General features: G+C 72.2%; 20 protein-coding genes. 11 read left to right on the top strand and 9 right to left on the bottom strand.

Annotation, left to right across the window (positions count from 1 at the left end; all coding sequences use genetic code 11):
• Positions 1-24: 24 nt before the first annotated feature.
• Complete coding sequence (locus tag M8J74_RS26190; protein ID WP_249838806.1) at positions 25-741, bottom strand: SDR family NAD(P)-dependent oxidoreductase; 717 nt, start codon at positions 739-741, stop codon at positions 25-27.
• 169 nt (positions 742-910) lie between these two features.
• Between M8J74_RS26190 and M8J74_RS26185 the strand changes: the two genes are divergently transcribed.
• Both M8J74_RS26185 and M8J74_RS26180 read left to right on the top strand, forming a co-directional pair.
• Entirely contained in the window at positions 911-1,471 is a 561-nt protein-coding gene (locus tag M8J74_RS26185; protein WP_249838805.1) for an Lrp/AsnC family transcriptional regulator, read from the top strand.
• A gap of 31 nt (positions 1,472-1,502) precedes the next feature.
• Complete coding sequence (locus tag M8J74_RS26180; protein WP_249838804.1) at positions 1,503-1,964, top strand: Lrp/AsnC family transcriptional regulator; 462 nt, start codon at positions 1,503-1,505, stop codon at positions 1,962-1,964.
• Positions 1,965-1,977: 13 nt separating this feature from the next.
• On the opposite strand, the gene M8J74_RS26175 is transcribed toward M8J74_RS26180, so the two are convergent.
• From M8J74_RS26175 to M8J74_RS26155, 5 genes are all read right to left on the bottom strand, one after another.
• Entirely contained in the window at positions 1,978-3,162 is a 1,185-nt protein-coding gene (locus M8J74_RS26175) for a cytochrome P450 (RefSeq protein WP_249838803.1), read from the bottom strand.
• 63 nt (positions 3,163-3,225) lie between these two features.
• Positions 3,226-5,187: an acetoacetate--CoA ligase gene (locus tag M8J74_RS26170; protein WP_249838802.1), complete on the bottom strand. Its 1,962-nt coding sequence runs from the start codon at positions 5,185-5,187 to the stop codon at positions 3,226-3,228.
• A complete protein-coding gene (mhpA, locus tag M8J74_RS26165; RefSeq protein ID WP_249838801.1) occupies positions 5,184-6,761 on the bottom strand; it encodes a bifunctional 3-(3-hydroxy-phenyl)propionate/3-hydroxycinnamic acid hydroxylase MhpA in 1,578 nt (525 codons plus the stop codon). The genes M8J74_RS26170 and mhpA overlap by 4 nt, the downstream gene beginning before the upstream one ends.
• A gap of 9 nt (positions 6,762-6,770) precedes the next feature.
• Positions 6,771-7,709 (bottom strand): fumarylacetoacetate hydrolase family protein, encoded by a 939-nt coding sequence (locus M8J74_RS26160; RefSeq protein WP_249838800.1) that lies wholly within the window; start codon positions 7,707-7,709, stop codon positions 6,771-6,773.
• A 27-nt stretch (positions 7,710-7,736) separates the two neighbouring features.
• Entirely contained in the window at positions 7,737-8,882 is a 1,146-nt protein-coding gene (locus M8J74_RS26155; RefSeq protein WP_249838799.1) for a VOC family protein, read from the bottom strand.
• A gap of 135 nt (positions 8,883-9,017) precedes the next feature.
• Here M8J74_RS26155 and M8J74_RS26150 point away from each other — a divergent pair, with 135 nt between their 5' ends.
• The 7 genes from M8J74_RS26150 (at position 9,018) to M8J74_RS26120 (ending at position 15,488) form a co-directional block, all read left to right on the top strand.
• Complete coding sequence (locus tag M8J74_RS26150; RefSeq protein WP_249838798.1) at positions 9,018-9,656, top strand: TetR/AcrR family transcriptional regulator; 639 nt, start codon at positions 9,018-9,020, stop codon at positions 9,654-9,656.
• A gap of 438 nt (positions 9,657-10,094) precedes the next feature.
• Positions 10,095-11,225, top strand: coding sequence for a tryptophan dimethylallyltransferase family protein (locus tag M8J74_RS26145; protein WP_249838797.1), 1,131 nt, complete (start codon positions 10,095-10,097; stop codon positions 11,223-11,225).
• A complete protein-coding gene (locus tag M8J74_RS26140; RefSeq protein WP_249838796.1) occupies positions 11,222-11,860 on the top strand; it encodes a hypothetical protein in 639 nt (212 codons plus the stop codon). The genes M8J74_RS26145 and M8J74_RS26140 overlap by 4 nt, the downstream gene beginning before the upstream one ends.
• Positions 11,857-12,684, top strand: coding sequence for a hypothetical protein (locus M8J74_RS26135; RefSeq protein WP_249838795.1), 828 nt, complete (start codon positions 11,857-11,859; stop codon positions 12,682-12,684). Before M8J74_RS26140 ends, M8J74_RS26135 begins: the two co-directional genes overlap by 4 nt.
• A gap of 169 nt (positions 12,685-12,853) precedes the next feature.
• Positions 12,854-13,117, top strand: a complete 264-nt coding sequence (locus M8J74_RS26130) for a hypothetical protein (RefSeq protein WP_249838794.1) — start codon at positions 12,854-12,856, stop codon at positions 13,115-13,117.
• Positions 13,118-13,247: 130 nt separating this feature from the next.
• Positions 13,248-15,044: a phosphatidylglycerol lysyltransferase domain-containing protein gene (locus tag M8J74_RS26125; protein WP_249838793.1), complete on the top strand. Its 1,797-nt coding sequence runs from the start codon at positions 13,248-13,250 to the stop codon at positions 15,042-15,044.
• Between the two features lie 183 nt (positions 15,045-15,227).
• Complete coding sequence (locus M8J74_RS26120) at positions 15,228-15,488, top strand: WhiB family transcriptional regulator (RefSeq protein WP_249838792.1); 261 nt, start codon at positions 15,228-15,230, stop codon at positions 15,486-15,488.
• A 376-nt stretch (positions 15,489-15,864) separates the two neighbouring features.
• Here M8J74_RS26120 and M8J74_RS26115 read toward each other — a convergent pair whose 3' ends face one another.
• Entirely contained in the window at positions 15,865-16,104 is a 240-nt protein-coding gene (locus tag M8J74_RS26115; protein WP_249838791.1) for a hypothetical protein, read from the bottom strand.
• A gap of 138 nt (positions 16,105-16,242) precedes the next feature.
• Here M8J74_RS26115 and M8J74_RS26110 point away from each other — a divergent pair, with 138 nt between their 5' ends.
• Positions 16,243-16,383 carry an RICIN domain-containing protein gene (locus tag M8J74_RS26110; RefSeq protein WP_249838790.1) on the top strand — a complete coding sequence of 47 codons (141 nt, stop codon included), beginning with the start codon at positions 16,243-16,245 and terminating at the stop codon, positions 16,381-16,383.
• Positions 16,384-16,387: 4 nt separating this feature from the next.
• On the opposite strand, the gene M8J74_RS26105 is transcribed toward M8J74_RS26110, so the two are convergent.
• Positions 16,388-19,936, bottom strand: coding sequence for an ATP-binding protein (locus tag M8J74_RS26105; RefSeq protein ID WP_249838789.1), 3,549 nt, complete (start codon positions 19,934-19,936; stop codon positions 16,388-16,390).
• Positions 19,937-20,163: 227 nt separating this feature from the next.
• Here M8J74_RS26105 and M8J74_RS26100 point away from each other — a divergent pair, with 227 nt between their 5' ends.
• On the top strand, positions 20,164-20,562 hold the full coding sequence (locus M8J74_RS26100) for a hypothetical protein (RefSeq protein ID WP_249838788.1): 399 nt from the start codon (positions 20,164-20,166) through the stop codon (positions 20,560-20,562).
• A gap of 55 nt (positions 20,563-20,617) precedes the next feature.
• Here the strand turns inward: M8J74_RS26100 and M8J74_RS26095 are convergent, their stop codons facing one another.
• On the bottom strand, positions 20,618-21,841 hold the full coding sequence (locus M8J74_RS26095; protein WP_372500270.1) for a phospholipase D-like domain-containing protein: 1,224 nt from the start codon (positions 21,839-21,841) through the stop codon (positions 20,618-20,620).
• Between the last annotated feature and the right edge of the window lie 65 nt (positions 21,842-21,906).

Raw genomic sequence — 21,906 nt, 5'->3', positions numbered from 1 at the left:
GAACTCATCGGCGGCGCGGAGGATTCACCAAGGAACGGTCTTGCCGAAGCGGTCCAGGTACGCCAGGCCGGGCGTGCCCAGCCGGGAGAGCAGGACGTCCACCAGCATCGGGACGCTCTCCTGGAGGGTGAACGGCGCGTCCGGACCGCCCAGGGCGGTGCGGATCCAGCCCGGCGCCAAGAGGAGGAAGGCGCGCTGTGTCCCGCCCTGCCGGGCCGCGTAGCTCCGCAGGAACATGTTCAGGGCCGCCTTGCTGCCTCGGTAGACCTCGCGGCCTCCGGTCGTGTTGTTCGCGATGCTGCCCTGCCCGGAGGACATCACCCCGATGAGTCCCGCCGGGGCCACCAGGTCTTCGAGGGCTTCGATGACGCGCATCGGGCTGAGCGCGTTGGTGACCATCACGTCGATGAAGTCCGCTGTCGTGACCGCCCCGATGGGCGTCTGCTCGTTCAGGGTGATGCCCGCGTTGACGAACAGCACGTCCAGTCGGCGGCCCGCCAGCGCTTCGTGCAGCAGGGGCAGGCGGCCGGTGTCGTTGATGTCGAGCTGCTCGATGGTCACCCGCCCGTCGGCGTGGTCGGCGAGATCGTGCAGCGGCGTGCGGGACGTGGTGTCGCGAACGGTGCCGATGACGTCCCAGCCCCTGTCGAGGAACTCCGCGGCCATCGCGTGCCCGAGGCCGCGTGAGGCGCCGACGATGAGGGCGACGGGCGGGTGTTGTCCGGTGTCGGTCGATGACATGCGGCGTCATCTCCGTTCTTCGAGGAGTGTGAATCGGGTGGGGGCGGGACGGGGCCCGGGACGGCACAGCGGGATGCCGCAGCTGCGGGCCCTCGACCCGTGCGCTTCAGTGTTTCGCCCACGTCTCCCCGCAGGCGAGCAGCGAGCCCTCGTTTGTAGGATTGCCCCCGTGACACGGGCGCTCCTGACGGAATCCGCTGTTCTGCAGCCTGAGGATGTACGAATCATCCGGGCCCTGCAGATCGCTCCGCGGGCGTCGTTCGCGGCGATCGCGGCAGCCCTCGGCATGACCGAGGGCGCCGTCAACCGCCGCTATCGCCGACTGCGCGCCGACGGTGTCGTCCGCGTGGCCGGGGTGGTCAATCCCGGCGCCCTGGGGCAGAGCAGATGGCTGGTGCGGCTGCGCTGCCGCCCCGGCAGCGTCGTGGCGATCGCCGACGCGCTCGCCCAGCGCGACGACGTCAACTGGGTGGCTCTGAGCGCGGCCGGCTCCGAGATCACCTGTGCGACTCAGTCCCGGACGCGGGAGCAACGCGAGGACCTTTTGGGGCAGCGGCTTCCGCGCACCGCCGCGGTGATCGACGTCAACGCCTTCGCGATGCTCCGTCAGTTCCTCGGTGGCCGCGGCCACTACTGGTCCGCCCTGCGGGGCACGCTGTCCCAGGAGGAGGAAGCGGCGCTGGGCGGCCGGCCGGCCCCCTTTCACCGAGTCCCCGGTGGTCGCTCGTGAGCCTGTGCGGCTCGGTTTCGAGGACGAGAGGATGCTCGACGCGCTCGCTGCCGACGGCCGCGCCAGTCTCGTCGACCTCGCCACGGCCGCCGGCCTCACCCCGGGACGTGTCTCGCGACGCCTCGACGTCCTGCTGCGGCACCGTGCCGTCCACGTCGACGTGGAGATCGCCCCGGCGGCCCTGGGCTACGACGCTCGTGCGATCCTCTGGCTCCGCGTGCACCCGTCGGCGGTCAAGAGCGCGGGCCGCGCACTCGCTGAGGAACCCGAGGTCGCCTTCGCGGCGGCCACCTCCGGGCCCTGGAACCTGTACGCCGTCGCGCACTGCCGGAACCTCGACGAGCTGTTCGAGTTCACGTCCGAGCGCGTCGGATCCCTGGCCGGGCTGCAGAGCATGGAGGTGTCCCCCGTCCTGCGGTACGTCAAGCAGGCCGGAACCCGGCTCTTCGACGATCGCCTCGTCGAACCGCCCCCCGCCCGCACACGACGCTGAGGGAGGGGCCGGGTCAGGCCGGGACGAGTCGGAGCGGCAGGTGCTCCAGCCCGTGGATGATGTTGTTCAGGGCCCACCGGGGTGGACCGGCCACCTCGATGCGATCGACCCGCGCGATCAGGGCGTGGAGGATCGCGGACGTCTCCATGCGGGCCAGGCCCTGGCCGACGCAGCCGTGCACGCCCACCCCGAAGCCGAGTTGCCGGGCGGCGTCGCGACGGATGTCGAAGGAGTCCGGGTCGTCCCACGCCAGCGGATCGCGATTGGCGGAGCCGTACAGAAGCAGCACCCGTGACCCTGCGGGCACTGCCGTGCCCGCGATGTCCGTGTCGTGGACGGCGACGCGGGAGAAGGCCCGGATCGGGGAGGCGTAGCGGACGACCTCGTTGACCGCATTGCGGACGAGATCGGGGTCCTCCTTCAGCAGGCGCCACTGTTCGGGGTGGGTGGCGAACAGGTGCAGGGCGCTGGAGATGGCGCTGATGGTGGTGTCCAGGGAGGGCGCCAGGTAGTCGATCATCAACGTGGCGCACTCGGCCGGCATGATCCGGCCCCCTTCGGACGCGGCCAGCAGGGCGTGGCCCAGACTGCCGTCCGACACCGACCGGGAGCGGACGATGCCCCGTGTGTAGCGCAGCATGCCGAGGGATGCGGGGAGGGTGCGCAGCGTGCGGCCGTTGAGCGGGCCGAGGGCGTTGAAGGTGGCGCCCGCCCACCGCAACAGGTGCTCGCGGCCTTCCCGCGGCCAGCCGACCAGGTCGGGCACGACGGACAGCGGCAGGGCGGCGGCGACCTCCACACCGTCGACGCTGCCGCGGGCGAGGGCGGCTTCGACCGTGGCGGCGGCCCGCTGGTCGACCACGTCCTTCATCGTGCGCAGCGCCCTGGGAGTGAGGCCGCGCGCGAGGAGGGAGCGGCGACGGGTGTGGTCCTCGCCGTCACTGAACAGGGTGGTGCCCTGCCCCACCCGGTTGGCGACGGGGTTCAGGGCCACACCGTCCGAGGAGACGAAGGTCGCCTCGTCCAGCAGCACCTGCCTGCATTCGGCGTAGCGCGGCAGGGCGTGGACCTTGTGCTTGCGCAGCCGGACCACGGGACCGAGTGCGCGCAGCGCGGCGTAGTGCGGATAGGGGTCGCGGATCGCCGACGCCGAGTACAGGTCGGGCCGGTAGACGGGGGTCTCCGTACGCACGGGCATGAGACGCCTTTCTCAGAGCGCGGTGACAGGCGGAACGGGACGGGGGCTCGGTCCTCGTGGTCGTCAGGCCGGCCGCTTGCGGCGTGCGGCGCCCAGCCGGGCGTAGTGGTCGATGAGGTCGGGCGCGTCCACGGCGCCGCGGTTGACGACCTGTTCGACGGGGGCGCCCTGAAGGAGGCGCTTGACGGGGACTTCGAGCTTCTTGCCGGTGCGCGTGTGCGGGATGCCGGGCACTTCGAGGATCTCGTCGGGGACGTGGCGGGGTGAGGCTCCGTCGCGGATGGCGTCGCGGATCTTCTCACGGAGGGCGTCGTCCAGGACCACCCCCGCGGCCGGCACGACGAACAGGGGCATCCAGTAGCCGCCGTCGGGCTCCTCCGCGCCGATGACCAGTGCCTCCGTGATTTCCGGAAGGCGTTCGACGACGTCGTGGATGTCGGCGCTGCCCAGCCGTACGCCGTTGCGGTTCAGCGTGGAGTCGGAACGGCCGTGGACGATCACCGAGCCGCGCGAGGTGAGCGTGATCCAGTCGCCGTGGCGCCACACACCGGGGTAGGAGGAGAAGTAGGCGTCGCGGTAGCGGCTGCCGTCGGGGTCGTTCCAGAAGTACAGCGGCATCGACGGCATGGGGCGGGTGACGACGAGTTCGCCGACCTGGTCCACCACGCGTGACCCCTCGGCGTCGTACGCGGCCAGCGCCACGCCGAGGTGGGGAGCGGACAACTCCCCAGCCCAGACCGGGGTGTTGGGGGCGCTGCCGGCGAAGCCGGAGACGACGTCCGTGCCGCCGCTGATGGACGCCAGCAGCACGTGCTCGCCGACGTGGTCGCGGACCCAGGGGTAGGCGGAGGCCGGCAGGGCGGAGCCGGTGCAGCCGACCACGCGGATCGACGACAGGTCGTGGACCGAGGGGTCGATGCCGAACTTGGCCATGCCCAGCAGGAATTGGGGGCTGGTGCCGAAGACGGTCACCCGGTGGCGGGCGGCCAGCTTCCACAGGACGTCGGGCTCGGCGAGGGGCGCCGGGCTGCCGTCGTACGTGCACGTGGTGGCGCCCGTCAGAAGGGTGGAGGCGACGAGGTTCCACATCATCCAGTGGGTGGTGGTGTACCACAGGAGACGGTCACCGGGGCCGAGATCGGAGTGCAGTCCCAGGGTCTTGAGGTGCTCCAGCAGGACGCCGCCGTGGCCGTGGACGATGCCTTTGGGCAGGCCGGTGGTGCCGGAGGAGAACACGACCCACAGAGGATGGTCGAACTCCACGGGCGTGAAGGCGAGTTGTTCCGTGCGGGTGGCCGCGTCCTCCCACGGAACCACCAGGGACGGATACGGCCGCGCGGGCCACGGCAGGCCGACGTGGTCCACCAGCAGCGTCGCCTTCAACGTCGGCAGGGCGAGGGCGAGTTCGGCTGTGGCGTCGCGACGGTCGTGAGCGGTGCCGTTGAAGAGGTAGCCGTCGGAGGCGATCAGGACCGTGGGTTCGAGCTGGGCGAAGCGGTCTGCGGCGGCTCTGGGGGCGTAGTCCTGCCCGCACACCGACCACACGGCGCCCAGGCTCGCGGTGGCGAGGAAGGCGACGATCGCGTGCGGGGTGTTGGGCAGGTAGCCCACCACCCGGTCGCCCTTGCCGACGCCGAGGTCGCGCAGGGTCGCGGCGACGGAGGCGACCTGGGCGCGCAGCCGGCCGGCGGTCACCTCGTAGCAGGAGCCGGTCTCGTCGAGGGCGACGACCGCCACGGCGTCGTCGGCGTGGTTGCGCAGGGCGTGGTGGGCGTAGTTGAGGGTGGCGCCGGTGAACCAGCGGGCGCCCGGCATGGTCTCCTCGGCGAGCACCCGCTCGTACGGGGTGTCCGCGTCGATGTCGAAGTACTCCCACACCGTGCCCCAGAAGCCTTCCAGGTCGGTGACCGACCACTGGTGCAGGGCGGTGTAGTCGGCGCCGTCCATCCCTGCGTGGCGGGCGAAGTCCCGGATGTTGCTGTCGGCGACGACCTGCGGATCCGGCGTCGTGAAAGGCACGGTCATCGTGCGGCGCTCCTCAGCGGGCGTGGGTGGAAGGTCTGTTCGGGCGGGAGAGGGCTGCGGGTGGTGTGCACGAGGGACGCCCAGGTGCCGGTGCCGGTGAAGTCCCTGGCTCCGGCCGGTACGACGTCCATGACGACGCGGTCGGGGCGCAGCAGGACGGCGTCCGCCCGGCCGGCGCGCAGCCAGGCGGCGAGTGTGCCGTCGTCGCCGAGGTCGCCGACGTAGATCGGGCGGCCGCCGAGTCCGTGGGCGAGGGCGTTCAGCGAGGGCCGTGGCGGGGTGGCGGTGAGCACGGCGAAGGAGTCACCGAGCACGTCGTCGAGGCGGGTACGTCGTCCGTCGACGGTGACCCATGGTTGCGGGCAGTGGGTGCCTGCCAGGCCTCCGCGCAGGCCGCGGCGGACGAGCGGGCCGGAGGTCAGGGGCGGGGTGAGGTCGCGGCCTGCCTTGGCGGCCAGGCCGGGTATGCGGCAGACCGCCCCGAGCAGTCCCCGGCGCAGGGCCGCGGCGCCGTCCTGTCCGCCGGTCATGGCCCAGCCCATGGCGACGGCGAGGCGGATCATGTGCCGTGCGTGCGGCCTGCGTTCGCTTTCATAGGTGTCCAGAAGCCTTTCGTCGGAGCCTTGTCGAAGGACGCGGGCGAGCTTCCAGGTGAGGTTGTAGGCGTCGCGCAGGCCCGCGCACAGGCCCTGTCCGATGAACGGCGGGGTGAGGTGGGCGGCGTCGCCGAGGAGGAAGACGCGGCCGCTCCGCCACCGGTCGGCTATGCGGGCCCGGAAGGTGTACTGCGTCTGGCGGACGACCTCGACGTCCCCGTCGTAGGAGGGCGGCAGCCAGGGGGAGACCAGGTCGCGGAGCGGTGCGTCGGTGTCGCCGAGCCGGAACTCCCAGCGGTAGCGGTCCTCGCCCACGCGCATGAACGTCGCCGGGCGGCGCGGGTCGCAGACCTGGTCGACGCCCTCCCAGCAGCGGACGTCGGCCTTGGTCCGGACGTCGATGACGTGCCAGCGTTCCTCGAAGCGCAGGTCCTCCCAGGTCGCGCCGATGGCGTCGCGGGTGAGGCTGTTCGCCCCGTCGCAGCCGAGAACCGCCTCGGCCCACATCTGGTGCTCGCCGTCGTCGTCGCGGTAGGTCACCCGCACCCGGCCCGCGGTGTCCGGTCCGACGCCCGTGACCTCCACGCCACCGCGCAGTTCGCATGCGGGGTGCCGCAGGAGGGCCTCGCGCAGCAGTCGTTCCAGTTCGGGCTGGTCGAACATGCTGGTCTGCGGGTAGCCGTGCGGGCCGTGCCCGGTGCGGCGGAACTCCGCCATCACCCGGTGGCGGGCGTCCAGCAGCCGCAGTCCGTTCGCCGGGCGGGCGATCGCGGCGAACTCCTCCCCCACGCCGGCGGCCTGGAGGATTCTGCGGACCTCGTCGTCGGTGGCGACGGCACGGGGCAGGGGGTAGAGGTCCTGGTGGCGTTCCAGGACCACGGTGCGGACTCCGCGCCGGGCGAGGAGGAGGGCTGCGGTCACGCCCACCGGTCCGGCGCCGACGATGACGACGGGTACGTGCTGTGCGGTGCGGCTCACCTCGGTCCCCTACTCCGCGTCCGTGACGGGCGAGCGCTGCTCGCCGAGGTCGATCCGGCCGTCGGGGGTGGTGATCGTCGCCGTGATCACGTCGCCGGTGCGCAGGTAATGGGGGTTCCTGGCCTGCGACGTGAAGAACGCCTTCCATTTCACGGCGGCCGGCAGCAGGGCGCCGATCTTCTCGACCGGTTTGGGCGGGGCCTTGAGCGCGGTGCCGCCGGGGGTGCCGGTGAGCAGCAGGTCGCCGGGGTCGAGGGTCTGGAAGCGGGCCAGCAGGGTCAGGGCCTGCGCCGGGCGGACGATCATGTCGGCGAGGGTGCGGTCCTGGCGCAGTTCGCCGTTGACGGACAACCGCAGCCGCAGATCGAGGAGACGGGTGAAGTCCTCGGGCTCCAGAAGGGCCAGGTAGGGGCCGGCCGGTGTGAAGGTGGGGTAGGACTTGCTCTCGTAGAACTGGGTCTTGGTCAGCTGGACGTCGCGGGCGCTGACGTCGTTGGTGATCACCAGTCCGGCGACGTACGACGGCAGGTCCCGCTCCTCGACCACGGCGCCGATGGGCAGGGGCGCGCCCATGACGAGGCCGAGTTCGATCTCGTAGTCGAGGAACTTCACGTGGGAGGGCCGCACGACGGCGTCGCGAGGTCCGCTGACCGAGCCGGACGCTTTGCGGAAGAAGGTGGCCGGGATGTCGCCGGTGAAGCCCGAATCGCGGGCGTGACTGCGGTAGTTGACCATTTGGGCGACCACCCGGCAGGGGGTGGTGACCGGCGAGAGGGCGGCAAGGCCGGCGACGGGCGTGCCGGGGTCGTCCGAGGTGGCCGCCTCCCGTACGGCGTCACGGTCGGCGATCAGCTCGGCGGTGGTGAGGGCCTTGGTGGGGACGGGGAGGGCCCGGTCGCCGCGGACCACCCACCAGCCGTCGGCGGTGCGCAGGACGTTCGTGCTCATGTCGGTACTTTCGTCAGGGGGCGGGGGTCAGGACTTGGTGGCCTTGAGCAGACCGAGCAGGCGGGCGGGGTCCATCTCGTTGTCGCCGCGCAGCGCTTCGATGACGTCGCGGATGCGCTGCGGGGAGGGGCTCGCGCCGAGGAAGTCGCGGGTGGCGGGCGGTCCCCACTGGGCCAGGCCGCTCGTCGACATGGGCGCCCAGCCGGGCTCGACGTCGCAGGAGAACAGGTCGCCGTCGGCGAAGTGCTCCAGCATGAAACGGTCCGGGTCGCGCCAGTAGTCGAAGAGCTGGCTGCCCTGGATGTGCCGGCCGATCCCCCAACTGCGCTGGTAGCCGCGCTCCTTGAGGTATTCGCCGCCGGCGGCGATCGAGTCGAGGTCGGTGACCTGGTAGGCGGAGTGGACGTACCCGGTGCCGGGTCCCAGGTGCATGGCGAGGGTGTGGTGGTCGGCCGGGACGCTGCCGAGGTCGCAGCGGATGAACGCCATGGTCGGGCCGCGGTCGCGTTGCCCGTCGAGGAACAGGAAGTCGGAGACGATCATCCCCAGCGTGTCCAGGTACCAGTCGAGTGCCTTGCCGAACACCCGTGTCTCCAGGACCACATGGCCCAGGCGCTGGATGCGCGACGGCTCGCGGGGCGGGCGCTGTGTGGCGTTCGTACGACGGTGAGCGGTACCGAAGTTGAGCAGCAGCGGCTGCTGTTCGGGGAGTGCAGGCAGTTGCTCGCCGCAGTGCACCACACGCACCGGGACGCCCGAGGGGTCGAGCAGGTCGACGGCCCGGCCGCCGCCGGGCACGTCGGCCTCGCGCACGTCGGACCCGGTGGCGCGGGCCAGCCGGTCCAGGTCCGCACGGTCCGCGGCACGGAACGCGGGGCCGATGAAGCGGGAGGTCCGGCCGCGCCGGATCACCATGCAGGGGGAGCCCGCGAAGGTGCCGCGCAGCCACAGCTCCCGCTCCGTGCGGGCCGCGACACCGAAGCCGAAGTCGCGGGCGAAGACCTCGGCCCGGTCCAGGTCGGGCTTCTCGAACTCCAGCCAGGCCAGATCGGCGACCTTGATCACCGGGTTCCGGGAGCGACCGGGGTGTTCGCCGCGCAGGGCTCCGTCCTCGCTGTGCAGGTCCTGGTGGGCCGTCCTGGCATCGGGCCCGTGGACGCGGGTTTCAGACATGGTGCCCTCCGAGCAACATCGCCGTAATGAGGAAATCATCAAGTTTGACAGTTCCCTCGTCAAGATGTCGGCCGAGAGAAATGATGAATTCATCAGAGTTGCTGTCGTCATCGGCCGCGCGGCTAGACTCGGCGTATGCCTACGTCAGCCCCGCCCGGCAACCGCTTCGAACGGCGCCGCGCCGAGACCCGTCGCGCGCTCATCCGCGCGGCCCGGCAGATCCTCGCCGAGACCGGGGACACCGGCGTCAGCATCCAGGCGATCGCCGAACGCGCCGACGTCGGCTTCGGCTCCTTCTACAACCACTTCGAATCGAAGACCGAACTGTTCGAAGCGGCGGTGATCGACGCTCTGGAGGAGTTCGGCCAGAGCTTCGACGAACGCCTGACGGGGCTCGACGACCCGGCCGAACTCGTCGCGGCGGGCTTCCGGCTCAGCGCCCGCATGGCCGACAGCCAACCGGAGCTGATGCAGGTCCTGCGCCGTCGCGGCCTCGGCTACATCCACTCCGACAACGGTCTGGCCCGCCGGGCGGTGCGTGACCTCGAGGCCGGCATGGCCTCCGGCCGCTTCACCGCCGTCGACCCGGCGGTCGCCCTGTCCGCACTGGGCGGCACCCTGCTGTCCCTGGTGGAGCTCAGATTCGCCCGCCCCGACCTGGACGGCGACGAGGCCGCGGTGAACCTGGCCGAGATGGTCCTGCTCATGCTCGGCGTGCCGGCGGACGACGCCCACGAGGTCGCCCGGCGCCCCCTGCCCGGCACCCCCGCCTGACCGGCCGCCCTCACGCGTCGACGCGCCCGCCCCACCACAGGCAGGCCGTCGCATCGAACCCCTCGCCCCGGTCAGCCCGATCGCCCCTCGGTGACGGCGGGCCGAGCGCGCCCGGAAGCTCGCCGTCGTCCCAGGACGGTGACCGCGGTCGCTCCGGCCAGAGCCCCCGACGCCCTGCGCCGCCACGCCGAGGCCCACCTTTCGAAGCTCGTCGAAAGGATGGCCGGTGCGCTGACGCGCCTGGACAGTGGTGATCGCCTCGGACGCGGCGAGGTCCGCCGAGACCGGCGGTGAAACGGTTCGCGTGCGCTCGCTCCACGGGAACGCCGGCGGCGGCCGCGAGGGGCCTCGCGCGGCCCTCCTCCGCGGCGTCACCCCAGCCACGCTCGGAGAAGGGACGGGTGAATGGACAGCGTCTTCTCGGGTGAAGGGCGTTCCATGGGCGCGTTCCTTCGCGAACGGTGGACCGAGATGTGCGACGGGCTCGGCCTGCCGCGGAACCTGAGCGAGCCCGTGACGGAGCAGATCCAGGATCTGCTGCGGCCGTGGGCCGACCTGCCCGTCGGGCAGACGCCCCCGTATCCCTCCTACGTCGCCGGCGACGGCTTCCCCGCCGAGATGTCGGTGAAGTGGTCCCGGGGGCGACCGGAACTGCGCGTGCTGTTCGAGGCCCTCGGCACATCCCGGCCCGTCACCGCGGCCTCCAACCGGGCCGCCGCGGCGGCGCTGACGGACCGGTTGGCCGGGGAGCCGCTGGTCTGCCTGGACCGCTACGGGAAAGTGGCCGACATGTTCGCACCGGGCGCCGGTCGGGAGACAGCGCCCGTCCCCGTCTGGCACTCCTTGGCCTGGAAGCCGGGACACCCGCCCGCCTTCAAGATCTACTTCGGTCTGTACGGCAGGGAGATGACGGATCGGCATGCTTTGGTGAGCGAGGCGATGGCCCGTCTCGCGATGGACGCCGCGTGGGCCGACACCTCGGCCCGGGTGACCCGAGCCGCGCAGGAGGACGGGGTCGAGCGCGAACTGGAGTTCTTCGCCCTCGACTTGGACACCGGCACGCGGGCCCGGGCGAAGGTCTACTACCGCAACCACACCGGCAGCGTCGCCGTCCTGGAGCAGATGGCCTCCCTGGCCCGCGCCCATGACCCGGGCAGGGCCCGCTCGGCCTTCCGCGCCCTGCTCGGCGCAGCTCCACAAGCCGCCGGCGAGGCCCCGCTGACCTGCTTGGCGTACCGGCCGGACGCCGACCGCGCCGACGAGTCGACCACCTACTTCCGGGTGCCCAGCTTCACCGCGTCCGACGAGGAAGCCGCGGACAGGATCGCCGCGCTGATGGCACACGAGGGCCTCGACCCACGACGTCACCACGCCCTGCTCCGCACCCTGGCACCGCGGCCCCTGGACCGGATCCGGGGCCTGCAGGAGCTGGTCAGCTACCGGTCACTGGGGCAACACGGCGACGTATCCGTCTACTTCAGGTTTCCGGTCTACCCCTCACCCACCGTCGAGCCCGGCCCACCGCCTCAGCCGGCCCGGCAGAGCCTCCAGGAGGACGCCGCTCTATGACCACCATGCCCGCACCCCTACGGGAAGTCGCCGACAGGAACGAGGAGCACGTCCGCGCCTACCGGTGCAGCGACCTGATCGTCCTGCTGGAGGACCCCACGACACCGGCGGCCACCAGGGATGCCGTACTGACCCACGTGGCACCGTGGTCGGACGCGTTCCAGCGGATGATCGATGTGCGGGCCGCGTTCGAGACCGACCTCCAGCTCAAGGAACTCGCCCTCCAGCACCGGCAGGAGGAGCTCGGCCACAACGACATCCTGGCGGACAGCCACCGCACCGGCCGGACACCCGGCTGGGACCCCGTCGTCGAAGCCGGGGCCGCCTGGTTCGTCGAGCAGTTCCGCACCCTGCCCGGCCTGCACCGGGTCGTCCTGGCCCACCTCGTGCTGGAGGCAGGCAGTCTCACCTTCAGCAACGCCGGCTCCCTGGCGTTTCCCGGCAACGCCTACTTCGCCCTGCACGACGAAGCGGACGAGGAACACATCGAGATGGGCTACCGGCTGCTCGCCGAGCGCCCGGAGTGGCGGCTCGACGAGGTCATCGAACTCCTCGACCACGCCTGGCAGATCATCACCATGGTCTCCGACCGGATCGCCGAACGCGCCCGCCGCGACAGTGCCGTACCGGCATGAGCACCCTCCCCCGGCAGAGCCTCGACGCCGACTCCGCCACCCGGATCGCCGAGGACTGCGCGCGGCTGTTCCAACAGGTCATCGACGACCGGCTGATCGCGGCCTACGCCCTGGGGAGCCTCGCGCACGGAGGGTTCGCGCCCGCCGTCAGCGACATCGACCTCGCGCTGATCCTCGCGGACCGCCGTCACGACGACGACCTGACCATCGCGCGTGCGACCCGCGAACTCCACGAGCGAGACGGCTCCTACGGACGCCTGTCGGTGTTCTGGGGCTCCTTGCCCGCCCTGCGTGCGGACCGCGACGACGGCAGGTTCCCGGCCGTGGACCGGCTCGACCTCAAGGACAGCGGCAAGCTGCTCCTGGGCGAGGAGATACGCCAGGACGTCGAACGGCCGGGCGCCGACACGCTGGTGACCGACAGCGTCCGCTTCGCGCTGAGGATGCTCGCATCGGACGCCGTCCTGGCCGAGTTCCACCGTCCCGCTCGCCTGGCGAGCGACATCAGACGGTTCACCAAGGCGGTCCTGCTCCCCCTCAGGTTCCTCTACACCGCCGCGACCGCGGACTGCGGATCCACCGACGACGCCATCCGCCACCACCTCACCCGGCCCGCGCCGGTGGCAGGGGAACTCGTCCGGGCCGCGACGCACGCCCGCCAGGGACAGCCCGCCTCGGCGGAGCGGCTCACCGAACTCCTCCACGCCGAACTCGTACCGCTGTACCTGTACTACATCGACAGCACCCTGCTCAGGCTTCCTCCCGGCGACGGTGAGCTGTCCCACGGCCTCGCCCACTGGCGGACACGCCTCCTGGACCGGTGAACCGTCCCGTACGCGGGGCACGGCACCTCGGAGTACGGTGCCGCCCGGCCGCGGCGGTGAGGTGCTTCCGGCGCCCTTCATGGACCCCGTGACCACCGGACCGGCCGAGCCCTACGTATTGTAGGGCCCCCATCGGCCGCGTCGGCCCGTCAACTCTTCGGGGGTACTCATGCAGGGCACGGACACTCAGGAGGCCCGCCGCAGTGTCGCGCCCACGGTGGCGGTGCTGGTCGTGAGCCTGCTGATCACGATGGAGGGCGTCTACGAGCTGTCCGGCTTCGGCCTGCACAGCCTCGACCGGCGTCCGCACCTGTTCAGCGACGGACTGGCAACGGGCGGGGTGATAGTCGCGGCGGTGGTGGCGGGAGCCGCGATCGGCAACCTGGCGTGGATCCTGGCGGCACGGTGGCGGGTGGAACGGGCGCGGCGGTGACGTCACGCTCCCCGTATTCACACCGTTTCCCGTACTCGGGCCGGACTCCCTCCTTACATGCGCCGATATCCTACGGCGTGTAGGGTCTGCTCCGCCGTCCCCCCAGCCGCCTTCAAGGTAGTCGCTCACCATGGCCTCACAACAGTCCGCTCTGATATCCCCCCGCCAAGCCGCCGCACAGCGCCCCCACGGCACCGAGCCGAGCCGCCTGCGCCGGCGGGCGGCGGACGCCACCGTCTGGTACCTGCGGCTGATCGCCGTACTGAACATCGTGGCGGTGATGTCGCTCCCGTTCCGGCAAGAGGTCTACGAGCACAACAACGGCCGGATCACGCTCCACCTGCACCGGCAACACGCCCACCACTCCGGCCAGTTCTTCACGCCGTACCTGGCCACCGCGGGTCTGATCTCCGCGGCCCTGGCGATCTTCTTCGTGCTGGTGATGCGCCGCCGCAAGCGGGCGGCCTGGGTGGTCAACCTCGCCCTGTCCGCTCCCCTGTTCGTCCTGTACGCCCTCGCGCTCACCCAGCACGAGTACCGTGCCCACGCCTTCAACTGGCTCTCCGCCGCCCTCACCGGGTTGTTCGTCGCCGCGCTGCTGATCAGCCGCCGTGAGTTCAACGCGGTGGGCGACCCGTCCAACCCGAAGCTGGCGCTGGGCGTCGGCGTGGGCGGCCTGGCGGTGACCGGCGTCCTGGGCACCCTCCTCGTGCACGCGACGAACACGATCCCCGGCGCCACCCTCGCCGACGAGATCGGCTACACCCTGCTGCGCGGCGTCAGCGTCGGCCCGCTCGCCGACCGCGTCTCCACCGTCCACGCCCCCCGCTGGACGGACATCATCATCAACATCCTCCTCGCGGCGGCCTTCTGCCTGGTCCTGTACGCGCTCTTCCGCTCCCCGCGCGGCCGCCGCCTGCTCGGCCAGGAGGACGAGGAACGGCTGCGCGCGCTGCTGGACAAGCACGGCGCCCGCGACTCGCTCGGCTACTTCGCCCTGCGCCGCGACAAGGCGGCGATCTTCTCCCCGACCGGCAAGGCGGCGGTCACCTACCGCGTCGTGGGCGGCGTGAGCCTGGCCTCCGGCGACCCGATCGGCGATCCGGAGGCCTGGCCCGGAGCGATCGACGCCTGGCTGACGGAGGCGCGCCGGCATGCCTGGACGCCCGCGGTGATGGGCGCGAGCGAGGAGGCGGGCACCATCTACGGCCGCCACGGTCTGGACGCCCTCGAACTCGGCGACGAGGCCATCGTCGACATCGCCGACTTCACCCTCGAAGGCCGCGCGATGCGGGTCGTGCGCCAGGCCCACAACCGGGTCCGCCGGGCCGGTTACACGGTCCGCATCCGCCGCCACGAGGACATTCCGGCCGAGGAGATGGCGCTGCTCATCGACCGCGCCGACCACTGGCGCGACGGCTCCACCGAACGCGGCTTCTCCATGGCCCTCGGCCGCCTCGGCGACCCCTCCGACGGCCGGTGCGTGATGCTGGAGTGCCGTGACGCCGACGACGTCCCCCGGGCCCTGCTGAGCTTCGTCCCCTGGGGCGAGCACGGCCTGTCCCTGGACCTGATGCGCCGCGACCGCGACTGCGAGAACGGGCTGATGGAGTTCATGGTCGTCGAACTCCTGCTGCGCGCGGCCGAACTGGACATCCGCCGCGTCTCCCTGAACTTCGCGATGTTCCGCTCGGTCTTCGAACGGGGCTCCCGGCTCGGCGCGGGTCCCGTCCTGCGTCTGTGGCACGCCACCCTGACGTTCTTCTCGCGCTGGTGGCAGATCGAGTCCCTGTACCGCGCCAACGCCAAGTACCGCCCGATATGGGAACCCCGTTACCTGCTCTTCGCCAGGAGCAGTGACATCCCCCGCATCGGACTGGCGAGCGCCCGCGCGGAGGGGTTCCTGACCCTTCCGGGCAAGCACTGACCCGGGGGTCGGACCGACGGAGAGCGCGGGGTTCCGCCCAGCGGACCCCCGTACCGCAATGTCCAGAAAGTCGGCTATGGCCTTTGGGCGACGTGTGACATAGGATTTCGAACACCTCTGCCGGGATCGCGGCTTTCAGGCCGCGATCTTACGTATGCCCTGGTGAGACCGCGGAGGTGCGGTATGAGGCGTTCACCCTCGCTCGACAACTTCAACTCCGCCTGGCGCCTGCGGGCGCTGTGCGTCGGTGAGGACCCGGAGCTGTTCTTCCCACTGGCGGAGACCGAGCGCGCGACAGCGCGTGCTCGCGCGGTGTGCCGGCGCTGCCCGGTCCTGCTCGACTGCCGTGACTGGGCCATCAGCCACGGCGAGACGGACGGCGTCTGGGGCGACACCACCGCGAGCCAGCGCAGAGCGATCCGCAGCACCGCCCTCGGCAGGTGACCACCGGCGCGATCGTCACCCTCGCGCACCCTCGCGGTCCTCCCGGGAGTCCCGCCGTCGGAAGCGGACACACGCACGGGCGTCAGGCGATCAGCGAGGTCCCACCGCTCGGTCCGCAGCACGCCCCAGATGGTGCGGTCGCGCTACGCCCCCGCCATCCTTCGGGGCGTACGGGCGGACGCGGGCGGCAGCCGATGGCTGTCTGACAGGACGCGCCGGCTGACGGACGGGCGGGAACGCCAAGGGGGTCCGGGTCCGCCGGTGGACGACGGTGGTGATCGCCTGGCGGCGGACCTCCGGGTGCCGTAGGCCGGGTCCGTGCCGTGCGGGAGGTCCGAGCCACGGGACTCGGTGGTGATCGTGAATGCGTTGCAGGTCAGTGGGGAGCCCGGGTCCCGCAGGTGGGCGTCGAGGCGGTGCGCCATGGCGTCCCGGCATCGGCCGACTCGGCGCCGAGCCGCAGTGCCCTGCCGCACGGTGCCGCCGCGGCGGCGGTACCGTGCCCGCTGACCGAGATCTCCGGCAGCGCGTGGTCCCGTGTGCTTCGCCGCAGCGCGTCTACCACGGCGCTCTCCTCGGTGCTGGGCCTGGTCGCGTCCTCGATCCAGGACGTCACGCGGTGGTGCGCGTGACGGGGTCGCCATCGGCGGTGTCACGGGCAGCAACCCTGGATAGGCCGGTGAGCGGGTTCGGGGACCGTCTCCCGACCCGCGCGGCAGAGGGGCCGTGATGCGGGACGAAGCCGAGTGGCGGCTTGGGCGCACCGATCGGCCCGCTGGTCGACACCAAGATCGGCAAGTGCGTCGACGCCAAGGACTCCGGCACCGCCGACGGCACCCGGCTCCAGCTGTGGGCCTGCGCCGGCACCTCCAACCAGAAGTGGCACCTGGCCTGAGCCGTCAGCCGTGCAGGACCCCGTGGGCCGAGGCGGCCCGGGCGGCCTCGGCCATGTGGCGCGATCCCCACCGGTGCGCCACGTCCTCCGCGAGGGCGAACTGCGCTCGCGCTTCCGGCTCGTCACCGAGGAGCCGGTACAACTCGCCCAGCGAGTGGGCGTAGGGGCGGGTGACGAAGGAGATGCTCGCCGCTCCGGCGAGCTGCGTGCGCAGCGGGAGCAGGAGCGGGACGAGCTCGCGGGCGCTGTCCACGTCCCCCAGCAGTACGGCGAGTTCGGCCCGCAAGGACAGGGCGATGCCGTACAGGTGGTCGGGTACGACCGGCACGGCGGCCGGAGCGCGACGGCCCAGCGCGTACGCCTGCTCGTCCTCCCCCTGCCGGGCGAGGACCACTGCCAGGGCCAGGTCCACCGTGGGCACGGCCCCGGGGGCGAGGGTCCGCAGCAGGGGTTCGGCCTCGCCGGGGCGGCCACTGCTCAGCCGTACCGTGGTCAGGCCCAGGACCCGCACCAGGTCGCCGTGCGGCGAGCCGTGGACGCGCAGCACCTCCCGTGCCTGCGTGTACGTCGCTTCCGACTCGCCGAAGCGGCCCTCGACATGGGCCAGCATGCCGAGCGTCGTGAGGTTGATCGCCTCCGACTCCTCGAGCCGGTGGCGTCGGGCGACGGCCAGTCCCTGCCCGGCGTGCTCGCGGACCTTCGCGACCTCGTTGCGGGCTCCGGCGGCCATGGCCCCTATGTGCTCGCGCACCCAGCTGTTGGCGGGCAGGTCGTGCGCGTACCCGAGCACCCGCAGTTCGGTCGCGAGGGACGTGCGCCGGTCGACGGTCCCGGGCGGCGCCACGGCGGCCTCCGCGGTCAGCGCGCAGGCGAGCAGCAGCGGGTCCCCCACCGCTCGGGCTACGGCCAACCGGCGCTCGACACCGCCCACTTGATCCGCGCCGTCGGCCTGTCGCGCCTCGCCGGGTGCCGCCCACGGGCCCTGCCCGTCCGCCACAGCGGGCCGGGGCACGCCGATGACAGCGGGGTCCAGCTCGGCGCGTGCCAGCAGTCGGTCGACGAACACGTCCAGCGCCGCGTGCTCGACGAGGCCGCGGGGCCCGCTCAGGGCCCGCCCCGGCCCGATCCACGAGTCGAGGGCCGCCGCGGTCAGCTCCTGGTGCCCGACGGCCTCGGCCGCCTCGATGGCGCGCTGACGTGTCTCGCGCGCCGCGACGATCGCCCCGGCCCGGTTCTGGGCACGCAGCAGCCGCCCGAGGAGGGCGACCAGCTGTCCCGTGCGGCGGGCGGGCCTGCCGTCGTCCGCGACGGCCGGGATCCGGGCGAACGCCTCGATCGCCTGCGTGAGCAGTTCGACCGCGGTGTCGTGGGCGTAGCGCCGCTCGGCGAGATCGGCCGCCGCCAGCGAGTACTCGACGGCGAGGGCGGCGGTGCGCGGACTGGCGGCACAGGCGAAGTGGTGTGCCAGGGCTGCGACATCGTCCGGGCGACGGCGTCGCAGAGCGTCCGCGACGCGGGCGTGCAGGCGTGCGCGGCGCACACCGACGAGGTCGGTGTAGAGGGTGTCGCGGACCAGTGCGTGCGCGAACCGCACCACGCCGGGCGCCGGTTCCGTCAGCAGCCCCGCCGTCACGGACACTTCCAGGGCGTCGAGCACGTCGTGCTCTTCGTGCTGGGCCGGGTCCGCGGCCTCGACGAGCAGCCCGACCTCGGTCTCCCGGCCGACCACGGCGGCCAGTTGAAGGACGGCGGACGTCCCCGGCGGCAACTGCCGCAGCCGCCTGCGCAGGACGTCCCGTACGCCCTGCGGCACCTCAGAGGTGGCCACCAGGGCGCCCTCGCTGGCGAGCAGCCGGGCGCTCTCGCGGACGTAGAAGGGATTGCCGCCGGTGCGTTCGGCCAGGGCCCGCACGGTCGCGGCGTCGACCTGGTCCCGGCACACGGCCCGGACCAGGGTGTCCACGCCGGACAGGGGCAGTCCGTCGAGCGTCAGCCGGTGCGGGGAGCGGTGGGCGAGTTCGGCGAGCGTCTGGGTCAGGCGGTCCTCCGCGTCGACCGGGCGGTACGCGGCGATCACCAGTACCGGCGATCCCACCAGGCCCGCGGCCCTTTCCAGCAGGGCCAGGGTCTCGCTGTCGGCTCGGTGCAGGTCGTCGACGATCACCGCCAGCGGCGCCTGGGCCGCCGCGCTGCGCAGCCAGTGGCCGAACGCCTGGTGCAGCCGGAACCGCCCCGCGAACGCCCCGTCTCCGCGCCCGCCGGACGCCACCACGGTCCCTGCGTCGGCCGGCATGCCCTCCTCGTCGAACCGTGCCTCCTCTCCGCAGTCGCACTCCCCCTGCCGCCCCCGCCGTATCGCGTCGCTGCTGCCGGTGGTTCCGTCCGCCGGTCCGTCACCGCGGTCGGATCGCCGGCGGTGTCCGGTCTCGGGGAGCAGGGCGCCGAGCGCGTCCGGGTCGGCGGGAGGTGTGCGGCGCGCGAGCGCGCCGAGCGCCTCCACCCACGCCCAGGCCGAAGGGGCGCCGTCGAACTCGGGGCAGCGGCCGACGACCACGGTCCAGCCCTGCTCCCTCAGCCGCCGCCGGCAGCGGGCGAGCAGCGCCGACTTGCCGGCTCCGGGCTCCCCGGTCACGAGGACGACGCCACCGCCGTGGAGCGCGTCGCGTGCGGCCTCCTCCAGGACGCGCAGTTCGTCGTCCCGGCCGACGAACAGGTCGTCGGCCACAGGGGCGACGACCTTCGAGGCGCCCGGACGGGACTCCGCGCTCACCGGGTGGGAGGCCGCGGGCACCGCCGTGCGCAGCACCTCGGTCCGCCCCGTCAGCATGGCGCTCTCCAACTCGGTCAGGGCCTCGCCCAGGCCCAGACCGAGTTCGTCGGCCATGACGGCGGCCGCACGCCGCAGCACGGCCAGGGCGTCGGCACGGCGACCGGAGGCCCACAGGCCCAGGGCGAGCAGCCGCCAGCCCTCCTCGCGCAGCGGATGCTCCCGTACGAGCGTCTCGGCCGCCGGCACCGCCTCCGCCGGGTCACCGGACGCGAGGGCCGCACCGACCGCCAACTCCCGTGCCACCGCGTGCAGTTCGCCCAGCCGGGCCGCTTCGGTCGCAGCCCACTCCTCGTCGGCCCACTCGCCGTAGGCCGCCCCGTGCCACCACCCCAGAGCTTCCTCCAGCAAGCGCCGGGCCTCGGCCGGCGGCGCGGTGCGAGACCGCCGTACGGCCGCCTCGAACCGCCAGGCGTCGACCGCGTCTTCGGGCAGCCGCACGGCATAGCCGGGCGGGGCGCTGACGAGCACACCGGCGGGGGTACGGGGCGCCCGGCCGGGTTCGAGTACGCGGCGCAGGTTCGACACGTAGGCGTGCAGGGAAGCAGCCGCCTTCCGCGGCGGACGGCCCCGCCACAGGCCGTCGACGAGCCGGTCGACGGATACGACACGCCCACGGTCGGCCAGCAGGAGCGCGAGGACGGCGCGCTGCCGGGGACTTCCCAGGTGGACCGGAACACCGTCGATGTCGCCGCGGAGGGGTCCCAGAACCTGCACTCTGAGCATGACCCGGAAATCTACAGTGCAGCTCCCTTGACCTCGAAAGCGTTCCGTGCGTGGCAGAAGCCCGCCCCACCACGGCACAGACGCCCGAATCAGGGGCCCGGCGCGGAGGATTCACACAGGCCGGCGGCACCGGACGTGACGAAACTCGCACGAAATCGCCCCCCGACCGATGCCACGGAGCGGCAAGAGTGAGGGCCGGTCAGCAGACGCGCGTCGAAGGTGCGGGGATGAGTGTGACGTGGGCGGCGACGGCACCGGAGTCGGGGCGGTTCCGCGCGGTGGAGAGATGCTCCGACATGTCGGAGTTGACGAAGCACTTCGGCGAACTGCGCTCCCGCGGCCGGGGGTACCTCGAAGTCCGCCTGCCGGACGCCGAGTTCCCCTTGTTGGCGCTGGGCTTCCAGGGCGATCGGGGAGTCCTGCATCTCATGGACGCCGACAGGACCTTCCTTCTGGCCGGAGACGGTACCGCCGCGGCGGACACCGTGCTCCACGTCCCCGTCATGGATGACCTCGCGGCGTTCAGCGGCGACTTCGTCCTCGCTGTCGACCGCGCATGGGACCTGGTGCGCCGCTTCGTCGCAACAGGCGCGCCCGGCCGGCTGGGCGAGTGGCATGGCGTGTGAGGGGGCCTGAGCGACCGCGGCACGGTCGGCCACCCGCCCTGGCGGCGCTCGCCGATCACAGGAACCGTCGGATCGGAGTGACCGCCGCCTCCTTCGCGCGCTGCAGCACCGCCCGTCGTCTCCAGCGACGGAGGTCGATGTCCACGCTGTTCTTCAGGTCCGCCTCGTAGTCGCGGTCGAGAGTCGCGGTGAAGTCCTCGTCGAGGACGGCGAGCATGACCTCCTCGTCGTGGTCCATGGACCGGCGGTTGAAGTTGGTGGAACCGATCAGGGCCGCCACCGAGTCCACCGTGATGATCTTGGCGTGCATCATGGTCGGCTGGTACTGCCGGATGCGCACGCCGGCCTCCAGCAGGTGCTCGTAGTGGTGCTGGCCCGCGAGCTGGCAGGCACGCTGATCGGTGTGCGGCCCGGGGAGGAGGATCTCCACCTCCACACCGCGCCGGGCGGTCTGGCACAGCAGGTCGATGAAGTACGTGTCGGGGGCGAAGTAGGCGGTCGCCAGCCGGAAGCGTTCCTCGGCGGAGGTGAGCATGACGCGGATGAGGGTCTGCATGTCCTGCCAGCCGATGCTGGCCGACCCGCGCACGACCTGGACGACGGACGAGCCGGGCTGCCGGTGTTCGGTGAAGCGGTCGCGGTCGTCGAAGAGTTCGTCGTGGCACTCGGCCCAGTTCTGCGCGAACGCGGCCGCCACGCCATCGACCGCCGGACCGCGCACCTGCACATGGGTGTCCCGCCACTCGCCGGGCCCGCGCGCATCGCCGCACCACTCCTCCGCGATACCGACGCCGCCGGTGAACGCGGTGGTCTCGTCGACGATGAGGGCCTTGCGGTGGCAGCGGTGGTTCTGTTTGAAGGGTGACAGCCACACGGGTCTGCGGAACCAGGCGACCTGCACGCCCGCGTCGTCCATCTCCTCCAGCAACCGCTGCTCGATCTTCTGGGCCCCGAAGCCGTCCAGCAGCAACCGGACCCGCACTCCCGCGCGTGCCCGGTCGGCGAGGGCGCGTGCGAAGTCCCGGGCGATCTGCCCGCGCCAGTACACGAACGTCATCATGTCGATCGTGTGGCGGGCCGAACGGATCGCCCCGAGCATGGCGGGGAAGATCTGGTCGCCGTTGCGCAGCGGGACGAGTTCGTTGCCTTCGGTCGCGGCCACGCCGATGAGCCGCTCCAGGCGGCGGCGCAGGCGGCGCTTGCGCGCATCGAGCGCGTCACCGGTGGCGGGGGCATGGACAGGAGCAGAAGAAGCTGCCGGTATGCCGTCGAGAATCACGTCTGTCTCCCGTTGACCTTCAGGGGTGGTTCGGTGCGGGCTGACGAGCCAGCCCGAAAAGCCAC

It is taken from the genome of Streptomyces panaciradicis, from assembly GCF_023516615.1.
Lineage (GTDB): Bacteria > Actinomycetota > Actinomycetes > Streptomycetales > Streptomycetaceae > Streptomyces > Streptomyces panaciradicis.
The sequence above is the reverse complement of the archived record's forward strand: the minus strand, read 5'-3'. Positions and strand labels throughout refer to the sequence as shown.